Source organism: Mycobacteriales bacterium (assembly GCA_036497565.1).
Classification (GTDB): Bacteria; Actinomycetota; Actinomycetes; order Mycobacteriales; family QHCD01; genus DASXJE01.
The window spans coordinates 13,656-34,215 of the sequence record DASXJE010000197.1 but is presented as its reverse complement, the minus strand read 5'-3'; the positions used below and the strand labels follow the sequence as shown (position 1 = coordinate 34,215).

Annotated in this window: 20 protein-coding genes; 15 read left to right on the top strand and 5 right to left on the bottom strand. The window is 68.9% G+C overall.

What is annotated here, in order from left to right; all coding sequences use genetic code 11:
- Together VGH85_16460 and VGH85_16455 are read left to right on the top strand one after the other, a co-directional pair.
- Positions 1 to 573 (top strand): hypothetical protein (locus VGH85_16460; GenBank protein ID HEY2175401.1); only part of this gene is annotated, 573 nt, incomplete at its 5' end.
- Positions 574 to 715: 142 nt separating this feature from the next.
- Positions 716 to 1,690: an NAD-dependent epimerase/dehydratase family protein gene (locus tag VGH85_16455; GenBank protein ID HEY2175400.1), complete on the top strand. Its 975-nt coding sequence runs from the start codon at positions 716 to 718 to the stop codon at positions 1,688 to 1,690.
- Positions 1,691 to 1,709: 19 nt separating this feature from the next.
- On the opposite strand, the gene VGH85_16450 is transcribed toward VGH85_16455, so the two are convergent.
- Entirely contained in the window at positions 1,710 to 2,408 is a 699-nt protein-coding gene (locus VGH85_16450; GenBank protein ID HEY2175399.1) for an SDR family oxidoreductase, read from the bottom strand.
- A 119-nt stretch (positions 2,409 to 2,527) separates the two neighbouring features.
- Here VGH85_16450 and VGH85_16445 point away from each other — a divergent pair, with 119 nt between their 5' ends.
- Positions 2,528 to 3,532 carry a pirin family protein gene (locus tag VGH85_16445; protein HEY2175398.1) on the top strand — a complete coding sequence of 335 codons (1,005 nt, stop codon included), beginning with the start codon at positions 2,528 to 2,530 and terminating at the stop codon, positions 3,530 to 3,532.
- 27 nt (positions 3,533 to 3,559) lie between these two features.
- On the opposite strand, the gene VGH85_16440 is transcribed toward VGH85_16445, so the two are convergent.
- Positions 3,560 to 4,936 (bottom strand): FAD-linked oxidase C-terminal domain-containing protein, encoded by a 1,377-nt coding sequence (locus tag VGH85_16440; GenBank protein ID HEY2175397.1) that lies wholly within the window; start codon positions 4,934 to 4,936, stop codon positions 3,560 to 3,562.
- On the bottom strand, positions 4,933 to 5,661 hold the full coding sequence (locus tag VGH85_16435) for a GntR family transcriptional regulator (protein HEY2175396.1): 729 nt from the start codon (positions 5,659 to 5,661) through the stop codon (positions 4,933 to 4,935). The genes VGH85_16440 and VGH85_16435 overlap by 4 nt, the downstream gene beginning before the upstream one ends.
- 210 nt (positions 5,662 to 5,871) lie before the next feature.
- Between VGH85_16435 and VGH85_16430 the strand changes: the two genes are divergently transcribed.
- The 9 genes from VGH85_16430 to VGH85_16390 are packed head-to-tail and all read left to right on the top strand — an operon-like array spanning position 5,872 to position 14,313.
- Positions 5,872 to 6,564 (top strand): RraA family protein, encoded by a 693-nt coding sequence (locus tag VGH85_16430; GenBank protein HEY2175395.1) that lies wholly within the window; start codon positions 5,872 to 5,874, stop codon positions 6,562 to 6,564.
- Between the two features lie 5 nt (positions 6,565 to 6,569).
- Positions 6,570 to 7,442: an NAD(P)-binding domain-containing protein gene (locus VGH85_16425; protein ID HEY2175394.1), complete on the top strand. Its 873-nt coding sequence runs from the start codon at positions 6,570 to 6,572 to the stop codon at positions 7,440 to 7,442.
- 17 nt (positions 7,443 to 7,459) lie between these two features.
- Positions 7,460 to 8,422, top strand: a complete 963-nt coding sequence (locus VGH85_16420; protein ID HEY2175393.1) for a sugar ABC transporter permease — start codon at positions 7,460 to 7,462, stop codon at positions 8,420 to 8,422.
- Positions 8,419 to 9,315, top strand: a complete 897-nt coding sequence (locus tag VGH85_16415) for a carbohydrate ABC transporter permease (protein HEY2175392.1) — start codon at positions 8,419 to 8,421, stop codon at positions 9,313 to 9,315. The genes VGH85_16420 and VGH85_16415 overlap by 4 nt, the downstream gene beginning before the upstream one ends.
- Before the next feature lie 18 nt (positions 9,316 to 9,333).
- Positions 9,334 to 10,680 (top strand): extracellular solute-binding protein, encoded by a 1,347-nt coding sequence (locus VGH85_16410; protein HEY2175391.1) that lies wholly within the window; start codon positions 9,334 to 9,336, stop codon positions 10,678 to 10,680.
- 19 nt (positions 10,681 to 10,699) lie between these two features.
- Entirely contained in the window at positions 10,700 to 11,899 is a 1,200-nt protein-coding gene (locus VGH85_16405; protein ID HEY2175390.1) for a CoA transferase, read from the top strand.
- A complete protein-coding gene (locus VGH85_16400; GenBank protein HEY2175389.1) occupies positions 11,892 to 12,665 on the top strand; it encodes an enoyl-CoA hydratase in 774 nt (257 codons plus the stop codon). The genes VGH85_16405 and VGH85_16400 overlap by 8 nt, the downstream gene beginning before the upstream one ends.
- A 1-nt stretch (position 12,666) precedes the next feature.
- Positions 12,667 to 13,569, top strand: coding sequence for an amidohydrolase family protein (locus tag VGH85_16395; GenBank protein ID HEY2175388.1), 903 nt, complete (start codon positions 12,667 to 12,669; stop codon positions 13,567 to 13,569).
- 12 nt (positions 13,570 to 13,581) lie between these two features.
- Positions 13,582 to 14,313, top strand: coding sequence for a mechanosensitive ion channel family protein (locus VGH85_16390; GenBank protein HEY2175387.1), 732 nt, complete (start codon positions 13,582 to 13,584; stop codon positions 14,311 to 14,313).
- Between the two features lie 2 nt (positions 14,314 to 14,315).
- On the opposite strand, the gene VGH85_16385 is transcribed toward VGH85_16390, so the two are convergent.
- Complete coding sequence (locus tag VGH85_16385; GenBank protein HEY2175386.1) at positions 14,316 to 14,648, bottom strand: STAS domain-containing protein; 333 nt, start codon at positions 14,646 to 14,648, stop codon at positions 14,316 to 14,318.
- Positions 14,649 to 14,876: 228 nt separating this feature from the next.
- Here VGH85_16385 and VGH85_16380 point away from each other — a divergent pair, with 228 nt between their 5' ends.
- The 3 genes from VGH85_16380 (at position 14,877) to VGH85_16370 (ending at position 17,447) form a co-directional block, all read left to right on the top strand.
- Positions 14,877 to 16,031, top strand: a complete 1,155-nt coding sequence (locus VGH85_16380; protein HEY2175385.1) for a class I SAM-dependent methyltransferase — start codon at positions 14,877 to 14,879, stop codon at positions 16,029 to 16,031.
- Positions 16,032 to 16,146: 115 nt separating this feature from the next.
- Entirely contained in the window at positions 16,147 to 16,410 is a 264-nt protein-coding gene (locus tag VGH85_16375; GenBank protein ID HEY2175384.1) for a hypothetical protein, read from the top strand.
- 41 nt (positions 16,411 to 16,451) lie between these two features.
- Positions 16,452 to 17,447, top strand: a complete 996-nt coding sequence (locus VGH85_16370) for a patatin-like phospholipase family protein (protein ID HEY2175383.1) — start codon at positions 16,452 to 16,454, stop codon at positions 17,445 to 17,447.
- Between the two features lie 21 nt (positions 17,448 to 17,468).
- Here the strand turns inward: VGH85_16370 and VGH85_16365 are convergent, their stop codons facing one another.
- Positions 17,469 to 20,471 (bottom strand): tetratricopeptide repeat protein, encoded by a 3,003-nt coding sequence (locus VGH85_16365; protein ID HEY2175382.1) that lies wholly within the window; start codon positions 20,469 to 20,471, stop codon positions 17,469 to 17,471.
- Positions 20,472 to 20,560: the final 89 nt, after the last annotated feature.

Genomic DNA, 20,560 nt, shown 5'->3' with positions numbered 1-20,560 from the left:
CTGCTGCGCGGGGAGTTCCACTTCCGTCCGGGCGGAGCCGTCGCGGAGGTGGCGGAGTGGCCGGGGCGTGGTGCCGACATCGAGCGGATGGTGCTGGTCGATCGCACCGGCGAACTGACCCGGATCCTGGCTGCGCTCCCGGTGGACCCGCCGGTGCCGTCGGACGAGGACGCGCGGGCGACGGTGTGCGGCCGGTTCGCCAACTGGTGGGTGCTCGGCTGGAACGTGCTGGCGCGCGGCGAGATCGAACGTGCCTACGACACGCTGTCGCACGTCCGCCGTCACCTGCTGTGGATGGCCCGGCTGCGGCATGGTGCGACCGCGCGCTGGCTCACCCCGTCGCGGCTTGCCGAGCAGGATCTGCCGGCGGAGGATCTGCAGTCGCTGGCGGAGGTGTCGGCGCGGCTCGACCCGGCGGACCTGCGGCTCGCGTTCGGCGCGGCCTGGCTGCTGGGACGGCGGTGGTGGGCCGATCTCGTCGACGTACCGCCGCGCGACCTGGTCGCCGAGATCGACGCGGCGATCGGCGACGGGGGCGCTGAGCCTTCGCCGCCCGTGGACAAAACCCACTAGTAGTGGGTTTTGTACGGCGACACGCCGGTCCAGGTGTCCAAAACCCACTAGTAGTGGGTTGTGTCCAGGCGCCCCGTGGATCGCAGTGGACGGGGCGGCTTGATAGAAAGGGTGCTTCAATCCGGCGACGGAGGAGGACGGCATGCGGGTAGTCGTGATCGGTGGGACGGGGCATATCGGCAGTTACCTCACCCCCCGGCTGGTACGCATGGGGCACGAGGTGACGGTCCTGACCCGTGGCACCCGGGCGCCGTATCACCCCGACGGTGCATGGGATCAGGTCCGCCGCATCCAGGTGGACCGCGACGCGGAGGACGCCGCCGGCACCTTCGGTGACCGGATCGCCGCGATGGACGCCGACGCCGTCATCGACCTGGTGTGCTTCACCCCGGCCAGCGCACGGGCCCTCGCCGAGGCTCTGCGCGGGCGCACCGGCCACCTCCTGCACTGCGGCACGATCTGGGTGCACGGGCCGTCCGCCGAGGTGCCGGTGACCGAGGACGTGCCGCGCCGGCCGTTCGGCGACTACGGCGTCAACAAGGCCGCCATCGAGGAATACCTGCTACGCGAGTCCCGTACCGGCGGGGTGCCGGCGACGATCCTGCACGCCGGCCACATCGTCGGACCGGGCTGGCCGGCGGTCAACCCGGCCGGGCACTTCGATCCGCAGGTCTTCGGCGTCCTCGCGCGCGGCGAGTCGCTCACCCTGCCCAACTTCGGCCTGGAGACCGTGCACCACGTGCACGCCGACGACGTCGCGCAGGCCTTCCAGTGCGCGATGGAGCGGCGCAGCGCTGCGGTCGGCGAGAGCTTCCACGTCTGCTCGCCGCGGGCGATCACGCTGCGCGGCTACGCCGAGGCGGTCTCCGGCTGGTTCGGCCACGAGGCGAAGCTGTCCTACCTGCCGTTCGACGAATGGAAGACGACGCTCGACGGGGCCAACGCGCAGGGCACCTACGACCACATCGCGCACAGCCCGAGCATCAGCATCGACAAGGCCCGCCAGATGCTCGGTTACGCGCCGCGCTACAGCTCACTGCAGGCCGTCCGTGAAGCGGTGGCCTGGCTGATCGACAACGACAAGATCGACACCGGCGGTCGACGGATTTCGGCGTAACGACGCCGCCGGTGCGTCCTCAGCCCGGCCCGTTCTTATCCGGCCGGACGACTTGCCCGCGTACGGCGGCGCCCGAATCGCCGGCAAGCCAGGCGGCGTAGGCCCCGACTTCTTCGGCGCTCAACCACCCGGCCGGTCCGGTCGGCCGGTTACGGGTGAGCACCGGTGCCAGGTAGAGGGCGTTCACCCGAACCTGGTGTTCTTCCGCCGCTGCGGCCCGGAACAGGCCGAGTACGGCGGCAGCGGTCACGGTGGATAGCGACGCGCCCGGCACCGGCGAATCCGCGCTGTCGCCGATCACGAATTGATACGACGATCCCTGCTCCTCGCGCAGCCGCGGCAGCACCGCCCGGAGCAGCAGGAAGTGTGTCGTGAGGTTGTTCTCCAACACCCGTTGCCACTCCGACGGAGTGACGTCGACGAGGTCGGACTGCTGCCACCAGCCGCCGACCGCCGCGACCGCGGCGTCGAGCCGCCCGGCCTGTTCGACGGCCGCCGCGGCGACGCCGTCGGCTCCGCCCGGAGCGCCGATGTCGCCGATCACGCCGTGCAGCCCGGCCGGCTCGCCGAGCCGGGTCCGCAGCTCCGCGAGCCGGTCGGGGTTGCGCGACGGGACGACGACCTGTGCGCCCGCGCCGAGCAGCGCCCGCACGATGCCCTCGCCCACGGCGCCGGCGCCACCCGCGACGAGCGCCACCCTTCCGGTCAGATCAGCCATGCGCGACACCGTACCGAGCAAGGATGGTCCCAGGTGCGCGGCCGAAGGAATGTTGCGCACGCAACTAAGGTTGGATCGACGACAGCGCAGCAGCCCCCGTGCTGATGAAGGAGACCACGATGCCCGCCGTAACCGTGCCCGATGTGCTCGCCCTGCCCCGTGTCCCGGTGATCGACCCCACGACCGTCACCGAGCGGCCGGTGGTGTCGATCACCACGGCACCGACCGGCTATGAAGGCGAAGGGTTTCCGGTACGCCGGGCGTTCGCCGGGGTGAGCATGCGCGACCTCGACCCGTTCGTCCACATGGACCAGATGGGGGAGGTCGACTACGCGCCGGGCGAGCCCAAGGGCACGCCGTGGCACCCGCACCGCGGTTTCGAGACCGTCACCTACATGATCGACGGCACCTTCCAGCACCAGGACTCCACCGGTGGCGGCGGGCTGATCACCAACGGCGACACCCAGTGGATGACCGCCGGCGCCGGAATCCTGCACATCGAGGCTCCGCCGGAGCAGCTCGTCATCTCCGGTGGGCTCTTCCACGGGATGCAGCTGTGGGTCAACCTGCCCAGCGACAGCAAGTGGAATCCGCCGCGCTACCAGGACATCCGGGGCGGCGAGACCACGCTGCTGTCCTCGCCCGACGGCGGTGCGCTGATCCGGGTCATCGCCGGCGACGTGGCCGGCCATGCCGGTCCCGGGTCGACGTACACCCCGATCAGCCTGCTGCACGCGACGGTCAACCCGGGTGCCCGCCTGACCCTTCCGTGGCGGCCGGACTTCAACGCGCTGGTCTACGTCCTCGCCGGGCGGGGAACGGTCGGCGCCGACGGTCGACCGATCCACAGTGGTCAGCTCGCCCGCTTCGGCCCCGGCGATGCCATCACGGTGGCCGCCGACGCGTCCCAGGACAGCCACACGCCCAACCTCGAGGTGCTGGTCCTCGGCGGCCGGCCCATCAAGGAGCCGGTCGTGCACTACGGCCCGTTCGTGATGAACACCAAGGACGAGATCGTCCAGGCGCTCGAGGACTTCCAGAGCGGTCGGATGGGGCAGATCCCGGCCGAGCGCATGCCGCATCGCAGTCCCGGCGACGCCGACATCGCCCCGAACACCGGCTGATCGACTTCGCTCTCGCCGGCAAGGCCGCTAGATGGCCTTGCCGGGGTTGAGTAGGCCGAGCGGGTCGAGCGTCGACTTGATCGACCGGTGTACGGCGTAGGTGTCGTCGTCGATCTCACCGTGCAGCCAGGTGCGCTTCAGCGATCCGACGCCGTGCTCGCCGGTGATCGTGCCGCCCAGCCGCAAGGCGAGCCGGCAGATCTCCTCCGCGGCCCGTTCGGCCGTCCGCGCCGCCTCGACGTCGCCGTGCGGGAAGACCATCGTCGGGTGGACATTGCCGTCGCCGGCGTGCCCCACGGTGGCGATGGTGACGCCGTACTCCTTGCCGACCTGCTCGATCCCGCCGAGCAGCGCCGCCAGCTTGCTGCGTGGTACGCCGACGTCGTCGATCAGCGTCGCGCCCTGCGCGGTGACCGCGTGGTAGTGCTGCCGGCGCGCCTCGAGCAGCAACTCCGCCTCGGCCGCATCGCTGGACTGCACGACGAGGTCGGCACCCGCGACGCGCGCGCACTCGGCCATCGCCTCGGCCTCGGCCGCCGACTGCGGTGAGTCGGCCTGGCCGATGAGCAGCGCGGCGGCGCTCCGGTCGAGGTCCATCCGCTGGTAGTCCTCGATCAGGTTGATGCTGGTGTGGTCCATCAGTTCCAGCAGGCTCGGCGCCAGTCCCGCCCGGATGATGCGGGACACCGCGTCGCCGGCGTCCACCAGCGAGCTGAACGACGCCACAAAGGTCACCGGCTCCCCGATGATCAGGGGCCGCAGCCGCAGGTTCGCCGCGGTGATGACGCCGAGCGTCCCCTCCGATCCGACGAAGAGCCGGGTCAGGTCGTAACCGGCCACGCTCTTGATCGTGCGCCCGCCGGTGCGGATCACCCGCCCGTCCATCAGCACGACCTCCAGCCCGAGCACGGAGTCGCGGGTGACGCCGTACTTCACGCAGCGAAGGCCACCGGCGTTGGTGGCGAGATTTCCCCCGATGGTGGAGATCTCGAAGCTGGACGGGTCGGGCGGGTAGCGCAGGCCGTGCTCGGCCGCAGCCCGGCCGACGTCGGCGTTGATGACACCCGGCTCGACGACGGCCAACTGGTCGTCCGGGTTGATCTCGAGAATGCGGTCCATGTGTGTCAGCGACAGGATCAAGCCGCCCTCGACGGCGCTGGCGCCGCCGGAGAGTCCCGACCCCGCGCCGCGCGGCACCACCGGGACCCGGTGCGCAGTCGCCCAGCGCAGCGCCGCGGAGACCTCCTCGGTGGACCGGGCGAGAACGACCGCGAGGGGCATGCCCGCCTCGGCGAGGTCGGCGTTGTCCCGCCGGTAGCTCTCCATGAGGTCGGGGTCGGTCACCAGACTCGCGGCCGGGAGGGCGCTCTGCAGCTCGGCCACGGGTGCGCTGGTGCTCGTCATCTGGTCCTCACCTTCTCGGGACGCTCGGGCGGGTGCGTGAAGGAGCGCTCACCGTGCGCCGCCAGCTCGGTGAGCACCACCTGTGGATCGCCGGCCTCGATCAGCTGGAGCAGGTGCCGATGCCGGTCGACGTGCTCGGCAAGGTCTTCGAAGAAGTGCTCCCTGGTGTGCAAGTTCATCGCCATACAGAGCAGCAGCTGTTGGTGCAGCGACCGGTAGACCTCCTCCAGGCGACGGTGACCGGACAAGGCAATGATCGCGTGATGGAAAACGTAGCCCCGCTCGACGAGGCCGGCGCGGTCGCCCCGGGCCGCACAGGCCGCCATGTCGTCGATAGCGGCGCGACATGGCTCTAGCCGTTCCGGCGAGGTGACCGGCACGCCTAGCTCGACAGCCAACCGTTCGAGCGCGGACCGGAGCGTCAGGATCTCGAGTACGTCGGATTCGGCCAGCCGGGTCACCGTCGCGCCGCGGCGCGGCTCGGTGAGGATCAGCCCCTCGCGCTGGAGCAGCCGCATGGCCTCCCGGAGCGGGGGACGGCTGATCCCGAGGCGCTCGGTGAGCCGTTCCTCGATGAGCCGCTCTCCCGGCTGCAGGTCCCCGGACAGAATCATCCGGCGCAACTCTTCGGCCGCGAGCTGGACGAGGCTGGGCGGGTTGAGTCGCGCCCGCGCGCCGTCGTCGGAGACGTACTCGCCCTTCGCGCGCGGCTGATTGGTGCCCACTGGCTCTCCTGTCCCTGGCAGTGCGGTCCCTGGCGGTGGTCCCGCCATTGTTCTCCCGCCACCCTTGCCAGGCCTCTTCGTCTGTTGTAGACAATAGTCCGCACATGGCAGCCGAGGTGACCCGAGGGTCGCGTCGCTGCCGATCAGGTGGGGTGACCAGTCGGTCGACCCCTATCCGTCGGAGCCGGCCGAGGCCGGCGAGGAGGTCGCGTGGAGACCGCAGGGGTGGCACAGCTTTTCGAGGGCGTCAGGGTCGCCGACGTACGGGACGGCATGGACTGGGCCGGCCTGCACGCGAAGGGGACGGTGTCGCCGGACATCGCGCCGATGTTCCAGGGCGCGAAGTTGTGCGGGCCGGCACACACCATCCGGCACCGCCTGTCCGAGAAGACCGTGCCGGCGATCACGCCGGACGAGTACACGGAATGGGCATACAACTATTGGTACAAGGAGCTCTACTCGTACAAGCTGGCCGAGCATCTCACCACCGGTGAGGTCGTCGTCGTCGAATCACCCCCGGACGTCGCGGTCGGCGAGATCGGATCCAACAACTCACTCGGGTGGTTCGCCGCGGGAGCCGCGGGAATCGTGACCTCCGGCGGCGTACGGGACCGCGACGAATGCATCCTGCAGAAGGTCCCGATCTTCTGCCGTACCCGGGCGCAGGCGATGGTGCAGGGCCGCATCGAGTTCGACGCCGCGCAGATCCCGGTCAACATCGGCGGGGTGCTGGTCCGCCCGGGCGACATCGTCGTCGCCGACGGCGACGGGGTGATCGTGGTGCCGCTCGAGCACGCCGAGGTCGTGGCGAAGTTCGCCCGTCAGGAGCTTGAGAACGACAAGGTGGGTCGGCGCAAGATCTATGAGCGGCTCGGTTGGCCACTCGACGAGACCGTCAAGTAGTGCCGATGCCCCCGCTCACCGGCTCGATCCAGATCGGCTTCGCCGGGCTGGGAAATCTCGGGATGCCGATGGCCCGCCACCTAGTCGACCAGGGATGGCCGGTCGTCGTCCACGACGTCGTTCCCGATCGGATGCATGAGTGCGCCGGGAACGGCGCCACCGTGGCCGACACGGCACTCGACCTGGCCCGGTGCCAACTGGTGGCCCTTGCCGTGCCCGACGACGACGCGGTCGCCGACACTCTCGAGCGCCGCGGCGTGCTGGACGCGCTCAAACCCGGGTCGGTGGTCGTGGTGCACAGCACCGTGCTGCCCGGCACCGTCCAGCGTCTCGCCGCACGGGCAGCGGAGGCCGGGATCGAGTTCATCGACGCACCGGTGAGTGGGGGAGCGGAGCGCGCCCGCGAGGGCACGCTCACTCTGATGGCGGGCGGAACCGACGCGGCGGTCGGCGCCGCGCAGGTCTACCTCGACGCGGTCGCGAGCACGGTCGTCCACGTCGGACCGGCCGGCTCGGGCGCGGTGGCCAAGCTCGCCAACCAGCTCATGATGTTCGCGAGCCTCGCCGGCGCGTACGAAGCGCTCGACATCGCTGCGGCTCATGGCGTCGGCGCGGCCGAGGTACTGGGGGCCGTGCGGACGAGCACGGGCGACTCCTGGGTGGCACGGCATTGGGGCTTCTTCGACGACGTGGCGCACGCTTACGACGCATCGCAGGTGCCGGTCGGCAAGCGTCCGTGGAGCAAGGACCTGCAAGAGGTTGTCACCGTCGCCGAGGCCGCCGATGTCGCCGCACCGCTCGCGCACCTCCTCGCGCAGGGGCTCGCCCAGCGGGTTGAGGCCCATGCCGCCCGGACCGCCGACCGCGACCAGGCCTGACGGGACCGGGGCCCCTCATGACCACCTACGAAGAAACCGTCGCCGGCCAGGACGCGAGCGGAGCTACACCCACGCGGGAGAAATCTCGACGCAAGCGGAAGTGGCGATCCGCGCTCACGGCGTACGCGTTCCTTACACCGTGGCTCCTCGGTCTCGTCGTCATCACGCTCGGCCCGATGCTGTTCTCGCTCTACCTCGCGTTCACCCGGTACGACCTGCTCAGCCCGCCCAAGTGGGTCGGCCTGGCAAACTTCCGCCGGATGTTCGGAGCCGACCCGCGGTTCTGGCAGTCGGTCCGGGTGACGCTCACGTTCGTTCTCGTGTCCGTGCCGCTCGTGCTGATCGTCTCGCTGCTTCTCGCGCTGTTCCTCAACCGCGGTATCCGCCTGCTCGGGATCTACCGCACGCTCTTCTACGTGCCGTCTCTGATCGGCAGCAGCGTCGCGATCGCGATCCTGTGGAAGCAGGTCTTCGGCACCTTCGGCATCGTCAACCGGGCTCTGGAGGTCGTCGGACTCCACCACGGAAGCTGGGTCGGCAACCCCGGCACGGCGCTCTACTCGATCATCGGCCTGAACCTCTGGGCCTTCGGCAGCACCATGATCATCTTTCTGGCCGGCCTCCGCCAGGTCCCGGCCAACCTCTACGAAGCGGCGTCCGTCGACGGCGCCCACGTGTTCCAGCGGTTCTGGCATATCACGCTTCCCCAGCTCACCCCGCTGATCTTCTTCAACGTCCTGCTCGACACGGTCCACGCATTCCAGGCGTTCACGGGCGCCTACGTGGTGAGCGGCGGTAGCGGCGGTCCCTCGGACTCGCTGCTCTTCTACACGCTCTACCTGTACCAGAAGGGGTTCGTCGAATTCCAGATGGGATACGCCGCCGCGATGGCGTGGCTGCTGCTCGCCGCGCTCGCCGTGTTCACCGCGATCGCCTTCTCGACTGCACGGTTCTGGGTGCATTACGGAGATGAGGCATGAGCACGCAGACGCTGGAGACGCGCACCCGTACCACCGGCATCCAGATGATGACGCAGCCGTCCAAGAGCCGACTGGTACGTGCCCTTGCCAGACACCTCGTGACGATCGTCATCATCTGCTTCCTGCTCTACCCGGTCGCCTGGCTCGTTGCTGCATCGTTCCGGCCGGACAACCAGGTGCTCAGCACCCTGGGACTCTTCGGCCGGTTCACGCTTGACAACTACCGGCACGGCCTGAATCCGGCGCCGTCGCTGCACTTCTCCCGGTTCTTCCTGAACTCCGCGGTGGTGGCCCTACTCGCGGTCATCGGTAACGTCTTCGCCTGCACGCTCACGGCGTACGCCTTCGCCCGCCTGGACTTCCCGTTCAAGCGCGTGCTGTTCGCGGTCCTGATGGCGACGATCCTGCTGCCCTACCACGTGACTCTCGTGCCGCAGTACATCCTCTTCGACAAGCTGTCCTGGCTGAACACCTACATCCCGCTGGTGCTGCCGAAGTTTCTCGGCGCGGATGCGTTCTTCATCTTCCTCAACATTCAGTTCATCCGTGCCCTGCCGAGGGAGCTCGACGACTCGGCCCGGGTCGACGGGTGCAACCACTGGCAGATCTTCCGCCGCATCATCGTGCCGCTGTCCCTACCCGCGATGGGCACCACGGCGATGTTCACCTTCATCGCGTCGTGGAACGACTTCCTCGGCCCGTTGCTCTACCTGAGCAAGACCCAGCTCTACACCGTCCCGCTGGGACTCAACATGTTCATCGACGCCACCGGGCGATCGTCCTACGGATCGCTGTTCGCGATGGCTGTGCTCTCGCTCGTCCCGCTGGTCGCTTTCTTTCTCGCCGCACAGCGGATGTTGACCCAAGGCATCACCACCACCGGACTCAAGTAGCGCGAAGGAGACAACGTGATGCGACCACGAGAAACCGCGCGGCGCCTGTTAGGGCTCACCGCCGGCCTGACCGTCGCCGTCGTGACCGTCGCCGGATGCAACGGCACGTCGCAGGGCGGATCGACGCAGGGGCAGGGAGGCAAGGGAGCGGCCCACGGTGCGATCGACTACGCCTGGTGGGGCGGCGCGAGCCGCAACGAGAAGACCAACGCCGTCATCTCGCTGTACAAGAAGGCCCATCCCAAGGTGAAGATCGACGGTCAGAGCAGCGACTTCGACGCCTACTGGGAGAAGCTCAACGTGGAGGCGGCCGGGAAGAACCTGCCGTGCGTCCCGCAGATGCAGGCCCGGGAGCTCAACGACTACACCAAGCGGCACACGCTGATGCCGCTGGACAAGATGGTGAAGTCCGGCGCCATCGACGTATCAGGCATCCCGAAGAACGTCCTCGATACGGGTCGAGGGACCGATGGCAAGCTCTACATGATCCCGTACGGCGCAGCGTACGACGGCATCATGTACAACAAGACGATCGTCACCAAGGCCGGGTTGCCGACGCCGCCGACGAACTTCACCTGGGACTGGTACACCAACTGGCTGACGCAGGCCAAGGCCAAGCTGCCCAAGGGGGTCGCGGCCAGCAATCTGGACGGCGGCAACGCCGACGTCTTCATCTCCTACACCCAGAGCCAGGGCGCGTCGCTCTTCAAGGGCGACAAGCTCGGCTTTTCCAAGTCGATGCTCGCCGCGTACTGGAACATGTGGGAGAAGCTCCGCAAGTCCGGGGCGACCATCTCGGCGGCGGCACAGGCCGACCAGGGGACGGACACTCCGCTGGAGCAGAGTTTCATGGCCCAGGGCAAGGTGATGAGTGCGACGACTCCCGGCAACGCCCTCGAGGACGCGCAGAACGCGATCAACGGAGTCAAGGGTGGGAAGCTCGCGATCACGACCCATCCGTTCGGTTCGTCGGGTCTGGGGAACGTTCTGATCACCTCGGGTCTGTCGATCTCGGCGAACTGCGAGAACGTGCCGACCGCGGCGTCCTTCATCAACTTCTTCACCAACGACGCCAAGGGAGCGCATGCGTTCTCCTCGGACAACGGTGCGGTGACCGTCACCAAGCTGCTCGACGCGCAGATCAATGACCCGAAGACGACGCCTGAGAAGAAGGAGGAGCTCGAGGTTTACAACGAGATCGTCGACCACAAGGCTCCGGTGATCGTCTACCCGTCGGGCTACACCAGCGTGTTCGTGGACGCCTACACGCGCGCCTACCAGGACATCTCGTTCGGGCGTAAGACGGTTGCGCAGGCGGTCGATTCCTTCTTCAAGGAGGCGGACGCTGACCTCCAACAGGGCTGATCGACGACAGGAGGCGCCGGTGACCGGGGCGCTCAGTGGAATGCGTGTGGTCGACCTGACCCAGGTCATGGCGGGCCCGTTCTGCACCATGCTGCTCGCCGACCTGGGGGCCGATGTCATCAAGGTCGAGCTTCCCGGGGTCGGCGACCAGACGCGCAAGTCATGGGGATACCCGAGCAAAGGGGAAGACAGCGCAGCGTTCCTCGCACTGAACCGCAACAAGCGGAGCATCTGCATCGATCTGGGTACGGAGAGCGGCCGGGCCGATCTCTACCGGCTGGTGGAGACGGCCGACGTGGTCGTCGAGAACTTCCGGCCCGGAGTCTCGGCTCGTCTCGGCGTGGATTACCCGACGATCGCCGCCGCCAGCCCATCCGTGGTCTACGCGAGCATTTCCGGCTTCGGACAGAGCGGCCCCTACTCGATGCGGCCCGGCTACGACCTGATCGCACAGGGCATGGCCGGGGCCATCTCGGTGACCGGTGAACCTGACGGGGAGCCGGTCAAGTGCGGCCTTCCTGTCGGCGATCTCGGCGCCGGACTGTTCTGCGCCTACGGAATTCTGGCCGCTTGTCTGCACCGTGCCCGCACAGGGGAGGGGCAATACGTCGAGACGTCTCTCTACGAAGCGGTCCTGGCGATGTCCGTGTGGGAGTCGACCGAGTACTGGGCCACCGGGAGCGTCCCCCAACCGCTCGGCTCGGGAAACCGGATGTCGGCGCCGTACGAGGTCTTCCGTACCAGCGACGGTTATCTGACCGTCGGGGCGAACAACCAGCGGCTGTGGGAGCGGCTGTGTCGGGCCATCGACGCGGAGGAGCTGATCACCGACGAGCGGTTCGCGACGAACGCGGCGCGGATGCGGCACCGGTCAGACCTCCGGAAGGCGCTCGAGGAGACGCTCGGTCGGGACACCACCCAGATATGGGTCGACCGGCTGCTGGCCGCGGGCGTCGCCGCCGGCCCGATCCTCGATTACGGGCAGATCCTCGACGGCGACCCGCATGCGCGGGCGCGAGGAATGATCCAGGAGGTCGAGCATCCGGTCGAAGGCACGATCCGGTTGCTCGGGTCGCCGGTTAAGTTCAGCCGTACGCCGGCCACGATCGTGCGGCATCCACCGCTGCTGGGCGAGCACACCGTCGAGGTGCTCGGCGAGCTCCGCGTTTCCCGTCCCGGCGACGGTCCGGCACAAGCGAGCGGCGCAGCGGGTGAGTGACGAGGTTGCGCTGCGGATCGAGGGGGCGCTCGCACACCTGACGATCTCGAACGTCGATTCCCGCAATGCGCTCACCTGGCGGATGTATGACCAGCTGGCAGCCGCCTGCGACACGGTGGCGGGGAACCCGGAGTTGCGGGTGCTGCTGCTGCGCGGCGACGGCGCCGCGTTCGCGGCCGGAACCGATATCGGGCAGTTCGCCGACTTCCGCGACGGCGAGGACGGGGTGCGCTACGAACACCGCGTCGCACAGGTCCTCGACCGCCTCGCGGGTCTGGGGATCGCCGTCGTCGCCGTCGTCGAGGGGCCGGCCGTCGGAGCCGGGCTCGCCCTGGTCGCGATCTGCGATCTTGTCATCGCAACCCCGGACGCAGTGTTCGGCGCACCGGTCGCGCGGACCGTCGGCAACTGCCTGCCGCCGGTCACGATCGGCCGTCTCTACGCCAGTCTGGGACGGTCCGCCACTCTGAGCATGCTGCTGACGGCCCGGCTGGTCTCGGCCGACGAGGCTCACCGCGCCGGACTCGTGCACGAGGTGGTGGACCGTACCGAGCTCGATCCGCGCGTGTCCGAGATCGTCGCGGACATCTGCCGATGTGCGCCGCTGAGCATCGCGGCGATCAAGGAAGCCGACCGGCGGTTGGCGGCGCCTTCGGGTCAGGTGGAGTTCGACGACGTCTTCCGGGCCTGCTACGGCAGCTCGGACTTCCACGAGGGGGTGCAGGCGTTTCTCGACAAGCGCCCGGCGGTCTGGAAAGGGCGATGACGTGACCATCGACGCCCATCACCACTTCTGGCGCTACGGCCGGCAGCACCAGGCGTGGCGCAGCCACGAACACGAGGTCATCGCCCGGGACTTCATGCCGGACGACCTCTCGGCCGACCTCGCCGCCGCCGGCATCGACGGCAGCATCCTCGTCCAGTCCGTCGACACGGAGGAGGAAAATGCACGACTCCTCGACTTCGCCGCGCAGGCGCCGTTCGTCGAGGGGGTGGTCGCGTGGGTGCCGCTACGGGATCCCGCTGCGGCCCGGACCGTCCTGCCCGGCCTCGACGGCCACCAGGTGGTCCGCGGCGTTCGCTGTCTCGTCGGCCGGGGCCGTACGGACTGGCTGACCAGGCCGGATACAACTTCTCTCTTCCGGGAGATCGCTGCGCGCGGCCTGTGCTGGGACGTCGTTCCGGTCACCCCGGAACAGGTACGTGACGTCGTCGCGGTGGCCCGCTCGGTGCCCGAGCTCCGCATCGTCGTCGATCACCTGGCCCGCCCGCCGGTCGACACCGGGAGCTGGCAACCGTGGGCGGACGGCGTCCAGGCCCTCGGCGCGGCACCGAACGTCGCGCTCAAGGTCTCGGTCGGGATCGACGTCCTCACCGCCTGGGCGACGTGGTCGAATGCGCAACTCGTCCCGTATCTCCGCTGGGCGGCGACCTGTTTCGGCCCCGACCGATTGCTCCTCGCCAGCAACTGGCCCGTCGTCCTCCTTCGGCGCGGCTACGCGGATGCTTGGCGTGACCTTACGGCCGGGCTCCTCGACGCCGGCCTCGACCGGGCCGATATCGAGTCCGTGGCAGGCGGCAACGCGATCCGGTGGTACGGGCTCGCGGTGCGTGACCGGTCGGTCGGGGCGGGGCGCAGGGGGCGGATGCGCCGGCCGAGTCACTGCTAGTACAACTGATTTGTGGCCAGATACCGCTGGAGCGACCTCCGTTCGACCGTGCCCACCCGACCGATGAACCTGGTCCGGCGGGCGGACTTCCGCCGTGCCGCGGCCTGCGGTTTCGGCGCGCTCGTGGCGATGACGGCGGCGGCCGCCTTCGGGAACGTCCATGCCCACTCCCTGCAGGCCCGGCTCATCGCGATCGTCGGCGCGGCGGTGTTTCTCGTGCTGGCGATCCTCGCCACCCGCAGCACCGCCGGGGAGATCTCGCGGGTCGTCGGCGCCCGCGCCGGACCGGCGGCGGCGTCGATGGTCCGGTTACTCGTCACGTTCATCTGCTACCTGATCGTGCTGCTCCTCGCACTCGACCTGCTCGACGTGCCGATTCAGCATCTGCTGCTCGGCGGTGCACTGACCGGTGTCGTCTTCGGGATCGCCGCACAGCAGTCGCTGGGCAACATTTTCGCCGGCCTGGTGCTGCTCGTCGCCCGGCCGTTCACCATCGGTGACCACATCAGGATCCGGTCGGCTCCGCTCGGTGGGCTTTTCGAGGGCACGGTCACCGGAATGGGCCTGAGCTATACCCGTCTGGACGCCGACGAGGGCCCGCTGAACGTGCCCAACGCCAGCATGCTCGCCGCCGCCGTCGGCCCGGCCCGCGAACCGGAGGCGGGCGACACAGACACCGAGGTTTCCGAGAGCACCGAGGCGGCGACTGAGAAGACGGGACAGCCCGCGGGGGCGAGCCGCTGAGGTCAGTGGATCTCGAAGACCCCTTCGAGATGGTTGAGCAGGATCAGGCGTTCGGCGCGCGCCGAGGGCCGGGAGATCACCAACTGGCCGCCGGCGGCCGCCATGGCGTAGTGATGGGCGACCAGGACGCCGAGTCCGGCGCAGTCCAGAAAGGTCAGACGGCTCAGATCGACAGTGATGATGGCACCGTACGCATCGTGGGACAACTCGGTCAGGCACTCGTCGATCTGCTGCGCCGACGCCAGGTCGAGCTCCCCGGCGACGTCGATCCGGCGATGGATCCCTTCGGCGCTCACGGTGAGATCAAGGTTCGCAGAAGGCGGAGGTTGCAGCATCGACTCCGAGCTGTCCGCGGACATGGGCACGCCCCCTCGGGCCTGACATGACGGCCACGCCCGACTGCGCCCTGTCCCCCGCACCGGTCGCGCCGGACGACGATGAACCCACGGCTGACTGCCCAACCAGGGACGAGAGTAGCGCGCACGTCACCGTGTGGTGACTGATTCGTCGTACGGCACTGGTCACAGATTTGGTCCGATCCCGCGGTGTCCTAGGGTTTCCGGGTGGAGTTGGCTGACCTTCGTGCCCACTGGGAACGTTTCGGCACCCGGGACCCCCTGTGGGCGGTTCTGACCTGGCCGGGAACGCGGTACGGCCGATGGCGGCGCGAGGACTTCCTCGCCAGTGGGCGGTCCGAGATCGACCGGGCATCGTCGGTCGTCGGCGCCGTGGCGGAGGAAATCGGCGTCCCCGCCCCGGCGAACCGTGCGCTCGACTTCGGCTGCGGCGTCGGCCGGCTGACGCAGGCGCTTGCCGAGCATTTCGCCGAGGTCGACGGCGTGGACATCGCCGACTCGATGTTGGCCACTGCGCGGTCCTGGAACGCGCACGGCCCGCGGGTCCGCTACCACCTCAACGCCACCGGTGACCTCGCGCTTTTCCCAGCCGGCCGGTTCGATTTCGTCTACACCGCCCATGTCCTCCAGCACATCGAGCCACGGTTCGTCCGACGGTACGTCGCCGAGTTTCTCCGGGTGCTCGCAGACGACGGCCTGCTCCTGATCCAGCTGGTCACCGAGCCGGTGCGTGGGGCGGATCGCCCGCTTCCCGACGACGCGTTCCGGGTCGAGCTGACCCCGCAGCAGTGGCCGCGCCGGCTGCCGGCCGGGACCCGGCAGCTCATCGAGGTGACGGTGCGTAACACCGGGTCGTCGACGCTGCCGGCTACGGGTACGAACGGGTGGTACCAGGTGTCGATAGGTAACCGGTGGCTGCGGCCGGATGGTGCGCTCATGGTCGGCGACGACGCCCGTGCTCCGCTGCCGCACGACCTCCCGCCGGGCGCCTCCGCTCGGGTCGAGCTCGAGGTCACGGCGCCAAGGGGCCACGGCCGTCATCTGCTGCGGGTGGACGCCGTACAGGAGGGCGTGGCCTGGTTCGCCGACCGGGGCTCGGGCCCGCTCGACGCGCCGGTGTCGGTCACCTCCAGCCGTTGGCCGCGGGGGCGCCGCGCGGATCGGTCGAGGACGGACCACGACACAGCCGACTCGACCATGGAGATGCACCCGGTCAGTGAAGCCTCGGCCCGGGCGTGGATCGAGGAGGCGGGCGGGACCGTCCATCGCGTGTTCGACTGGCACGAGGTGGCCGACCACCAGTACACCGATTACGAGCGGGTCGGCATGATCGCCGGCCGGCGCTCTTCGGCTCCCGACTGATCTCACCCTCACTGGGTGACGATCGCGGTCCGCCTCTCCAGGAGACTCGCTGCAAGAGACAACAGACATTCAGTCGCCGGAGCGCGGGGGAGAGGCGGCCTCAGAAATGAACAGTGTGCCCACATTCTTACTGGCCGCAGCGGGCTTCCTGCTGCTGGTGATCGCCATGGTCGTCGTACTGCCCCGAATGGAGGAGCGGGTCGACGAACCGGCCAAGCCGGCCGAGCACACCGGGCCCGAAATCGGGTGGCAGCCGATACGCCGTTCGCCCCGCAGCTGGCGGCGGCGTGTGTCATCCTCTCATCGGCTGGTGCCCGGCCGTGTTCGGCGGCGCGGTGTCCTGCAGGGTGTCCGGCCGGATGAGGTGCCCGCCGACTGAGTGCAGCCGCTGTGCGGCTTGCTGGGTCTGGAGGGTGCACCATGTTTGCGGACCTCGTGCTCGAAGGCGGCGGCGTCAAGGGGATCGGCCTGGTCGGCGCGGTCAGCGTGCTCGAGGAGCGCGGCTATCAGTTCAAACGGGTCGCGGGCACGTCCGCGGGCTCGATCGTGGGGGCCCTCGTCGCCGCCGGTATGTCCGCGTCCGACATCGAAGCCGCCATGAAGAAGCTCGACTACAACAAGTTCCAGGACGGCGACCTTCTCGACCGGGTCGGGCATGTCGGCAAGGGCATCTCCCTGCTCCTCAAGCAGGGCATCTACCTGGGCAACTACGCCCGCTCCTGGGTGTCGGACCAGCTGCGCGGCGCCGGCGTGCGTACCTTCGGCGACCTCGCCTACAACGACACCGAACACCCGCTTCCGCCGGAGCGGGCCTACCGGCTGGTCGTGATGACCTCCGACGTCAGTCAGGGAGCGCTACGGCGGCTGCCGTGGGACTTCGGCCGCTATGACTGCGTCACCGATCAGCAGCCGGTCGCGGACGCCGTTCGGGCGTCGATGTCGATCCCGTTCTTCTACCGGCCGGTCAGCATGACCGACCACGTCACGCACAAACGCTGCCTGCTCGTCGATGGCGGCATGTTGTCCAACTTCCCCATCGACGTCTTCGACGCTCCGGCGGACCGCGAGCCACGCTGGCCGACCTTCGGCATCAAGCTGTCCGCCCGCCCCGGCGCGATGGATGGCGTGATCAACGACGTACACGACACCATCAGCCTCACCCGCGCGATGATCGGGACGATGACCGGCTTTTACGACCGGCTGCACATCGATGACCCGTCCGTGCTGGACCGAACGATCTTCGTCGACACCGGTGGCGTCAAGGCGACCCAGTTCGATCTCGACGAGAAGACGCAGCAGATGCTCTTCGACAACGGCCGCGCCGCCGCCGAGCGGTTCTTCGACGGGAAGCAGGGCCATCCAGGATGGGACTGGGACGCTTTCAAGCAAAAATACCGGTCCGCAGACCCGCACTAGTAGTGCGTTCACACCTGAGAATCAGTCGGCCAGCTTCAGTCGCTCGTAGGCATCTCGCGTTTCCCGAGCCGGAGCGACGCCAAGCTCGGTGTGCAGCCGTCGGACGAGTTGTTCGTACTCCCGGGCCGCCTGTCCGATCTCGCCGAGGTTGCTCAGGCACGTCATCAGATGCCGGTGGGCGGCCTCGTCGAGGGGATCACGGGTGACCGCGGTGCGGTAGACCTCGGCCGCTTCGTCGTAGCGGCGGGCGTTGGCGAGCAATCGACCGAGATCCGACAGCGCCTGTGCCGCGGCACGGGCGAACTCGCTGCGCCGGGTCTCGACCCACTCGGTGTCGGGCAGGCCGGGACCGAATTCTCCGCCGTAGGCGGCGACCGCACGTTGCAGGTGAGGCAATGCCGCCTCCGGTGGCCGGGCGCGGCCGGCGGTGGCGAGAGCTTCTTGGAAGATCTCGATGTCCGAGCTGTGCTCGCGGATGCGATCAAGGGTGTAACGCCCGCCGGCGTAGCGGATCCAGTGCGGGTCGCCGACCGCGCGGCGGAGATCGCGCAGAGCGGTGTGGAACGCATTGCGTAGTTGCTGTCCGTCCAGGTCGGGCCAGAGCGCGACGCCGATGGTGGATTTGGTCAGCGCGGCTGAGCTGGCGAGCAGGAAGAACAGCTCGCGGGGTTTGCCGTAACCCCAGTCGGCGGTAGTGAGCAGGTGCTCGCCGCGGTGCACGGTGCAGGCGCCCAATACTCTGATCCGCAGCGGTCGCACGGTCGAGGTCGACCGGACGCCATCCGGCTCGGTTGCGCTCCGGGCCGGGCTCGTCGCGGGAGCGACCGGCGGCACGGCGATCAGCTCGTTGAGTGTCACTCCCTGCCCGTGCAGCCAGGCAGCGGCGAACTCCTCTTCGGCGAGATGTTTTCGGGCGTCGGCCTCGACGCGGCGGTGGTCGGCCTGCTCGCAGGGCGCCAGTTCGGTCCCGATGGCGGTGCGTACCTGCGCGGCCGCGGCCAGGAGGGCGACGGCGCGGCGATGATCGCCGCGGGTCTGCACGCAAGCCGCCAGGTCGTCCAGCACGCTTGCGGTACGCCACCGGTCGCCGAGGTCACGGTGTCGAGACAGCGCATCAAGTAATAGCGGTTCAGCGTTTGCGTCGCCGCGGCGTAGCGCGAGCAGGCCGAGTTCGTGCAGACACCAGGCGACGCCCTCGCGGTAGCCCAAACGCTGGGCCAGTCGGTGGGCCTGCTCGAGCAGCTCGGCCGCTGTGGCGTGTTCATCGCGGTATTGGGCGACTGTGCCGAGGCTCAGCAATGACCAGACGGTGCCCTCGCCGTCGCCGAGTTGCCGGAATGCTTGCAGCGCCTCCTCGGTTTCGATGATCGCCTGTGGCCAGTCGCCTTGCAGCCAGGCGAGAAATCCGAGATACCCGCGGGCTTGGGCAATCTGCGCGCGGGCGCCATCGGCTTCGGCCAGTTGCAGGGATTGCCGGTACAAGTCCTCTGCGCGGGCGTAGCGACCCCGCTCGCGCGCGACGCCACCGAGTCCGTGCAGCACCATCGCGATGCCGGGCCGGTCACCGAGGCGACGGTATAGCTGCAGACTGGCCTCCAGTCGTCGCACCGCAGCCGGATAATCGCAGGACAGGAAGGCGAGTTGACCGCTTCCGAGCAGTGCCTTGGCGCGCATCGGTTCTGGCGCAGTCATATCGGCTGTCGCGGCCCAGTCCAACCAGTGCCGGCCCTCCCGGTAGTGCCCGCGTACCACACACAGCCGCACCAGTCCGGCGGCCATCCGCAGGCCGGCCGGCGGGCTGCCGGATTCGGCGGCGAATCTCAGTGCGGACCGCAGGTTGTTGCCGTCGAGTTCGAGCTTGTCGAGCTCGTCGGTCTGTTGTGGTCCGGACAGTAGCGGTTCGGCGCGCTCCACCATCTCGGCATAGAAGCCCAGATGGGCCGCGGCGACGGTGGCCTGCTCGCCTGCGGCGGCAAGCTGCTCGCGGGCGTAGTCGCGGATCGGGGACAGTAGTCGGTAGCGCACCTGCTGACCGGCCGGCAGCGCCGTAAGTAACGACTGGTCCACCAGTCGGGCGAGGACTTCGAGCAGTTCACCGGCCGTGACGTCGGAACCAGCGGCGATGGCCTGCGCGGCCGGCAGGTCGAAGCCGCCCGGGAAAACGCCGAGTCGCCTGAAGACGGTCCGTTCGGAATCACTGAGCAGGGCGTTGCTCCAGTCCATGGTGGCCCGCAGGCTTTGTTGCCGTGCCGGCGTGGTCCGCGCGCCACCGACGAGCAGCCCCAGAACGTCAGACAATCCGGCGGCGATCTGCTCGACCGACAGCAGCCGCACTCGGGCGGCCGCGAGCTCAATCGCCAACGGCAGCCCCCCGACTCGGCGGCACACCCGAGCGACGCTGGGCGCGTTCGCGTCGGTGAGCCGGAACGACGGCAGCACCGCCTGGGCGCGCTGCTCGAAGAGCTGACCTGCTGCGCTGTTCGTGACCACTTCAGAAGCCACTGCGCCGGCGGGTGGGACCGGCAACGGGTGCACCGGCCAGAGCGCCTCACCACCGACGGCGAGCGGCTCGCGGCTGGTGGCCAACACCCGAAGGTGCGGACATCCGTCGAGCAGATCGTCTACCAGTTCGGTGGCGGCGGCGCTCAGATGCTCGCAATTGTCGAGCACCAGCAACACCGCCGCAGCGCCGACACCCTCGATGATTGCCGTGGTCGCCGCATGCCCGGGAGCCTCGGATATGCCGAGCGCGACGCGCACGGTGTCAGCGATGAGCGTGGCGTCGGACACCGCGGCCAGCTCGGCAACGGCCACCCCGTCCGGCACCAGGCCGGCGACGGCGTCAGTGTGTGCCGTCGCCAGGGCGAGCCGGGTCTTGCCCACCCCGCCGGATCCCGTCAACGTCACCAGCCGCGAGGACGTCATGGCCTGCAGCAGCAGCGCGATCTCACCGTCTCGTCCCACCAGCGTGCTGCGCGGCGCCCGGAGCGGGGTGGTGACCTGAAAGCCCGTAGCCGTGGCCACTTCCCGCCCCCCATCCGTGGCTGGTCCGTCCGCTCCGGTCGACCACGCCCGGCCACGAAAGGTTCGCAGCCGTCAACTATCCGAGAATA

Coding starts and splice junctions, on each gene's coding strand:
- VGH85_16455 (HEY2175400.1), top strand. CDS start 716: ATGCGGGTAGTCGTGATCGGTGGGACGGGGCATATCGGCAGTTACCTC.
- VGH85_16450 (HEY2175399.1), bottom strand. CDS start 2,408: ATGGCTGATCTGACCGGAAGGGTGGCGCTCGTCGCGGGTGGCGCCGGC.
- VGH85_16445 (HEY2175398.1), top strand. CDS start 2,528: ATGCCCGCCGTAACCGTGCCCGATGTGCTCGCCCTGCCCCGTGTCCCG.
- VGH85_16440 (HEY2175397.1), bottom strand. CDS start 4,936: ATGACGAGCACCAGCGCACCCGTGGCCGAGCTGCAGAGCGCCCTCCCG.
- VGH85_16425 (HEY2175394.1), top strand. CDS start 6,570: ATGCCCCCGCTCACCGGCTCGATCCAGATCGGCTTCGCCGGGCTGGGA.
- VGH85_16420 (HEY2175393.1), top strand. CDS start 7,460: ATGACCACCTACGAAGAAACCGTCGCCGGCCAGGACGCGAGCGGAGCT.
- VGH85_16415 (HEY2175392.1), top strand. CDS start 8,419: ATGAGCACGCAGACGCTGGAGACGCGCACCCGTACCACCGGCATCCAG.
- VGH85_16410 (HEY2175391.1), top strand. CDS start 9,334: ATGCGACCACGAGAAACCGCGCGGCGCCTGTTAGGGCTCACCGCCGGC.
- VGH85_16385 (HEY2175386.1), bottom strand. CDS start 14,648: ATGCTGCAACCTCCGCCTTCTGCGAACCTTGATCTCACCGTGAGCGCC.
- VGH85_16370 (HEY2175383.1), top strand. CDS start 16,452: ATGTTTGCGGACCTCGTGCTCGAAGGCGGCGGCGTCAAGGGGATCGGC.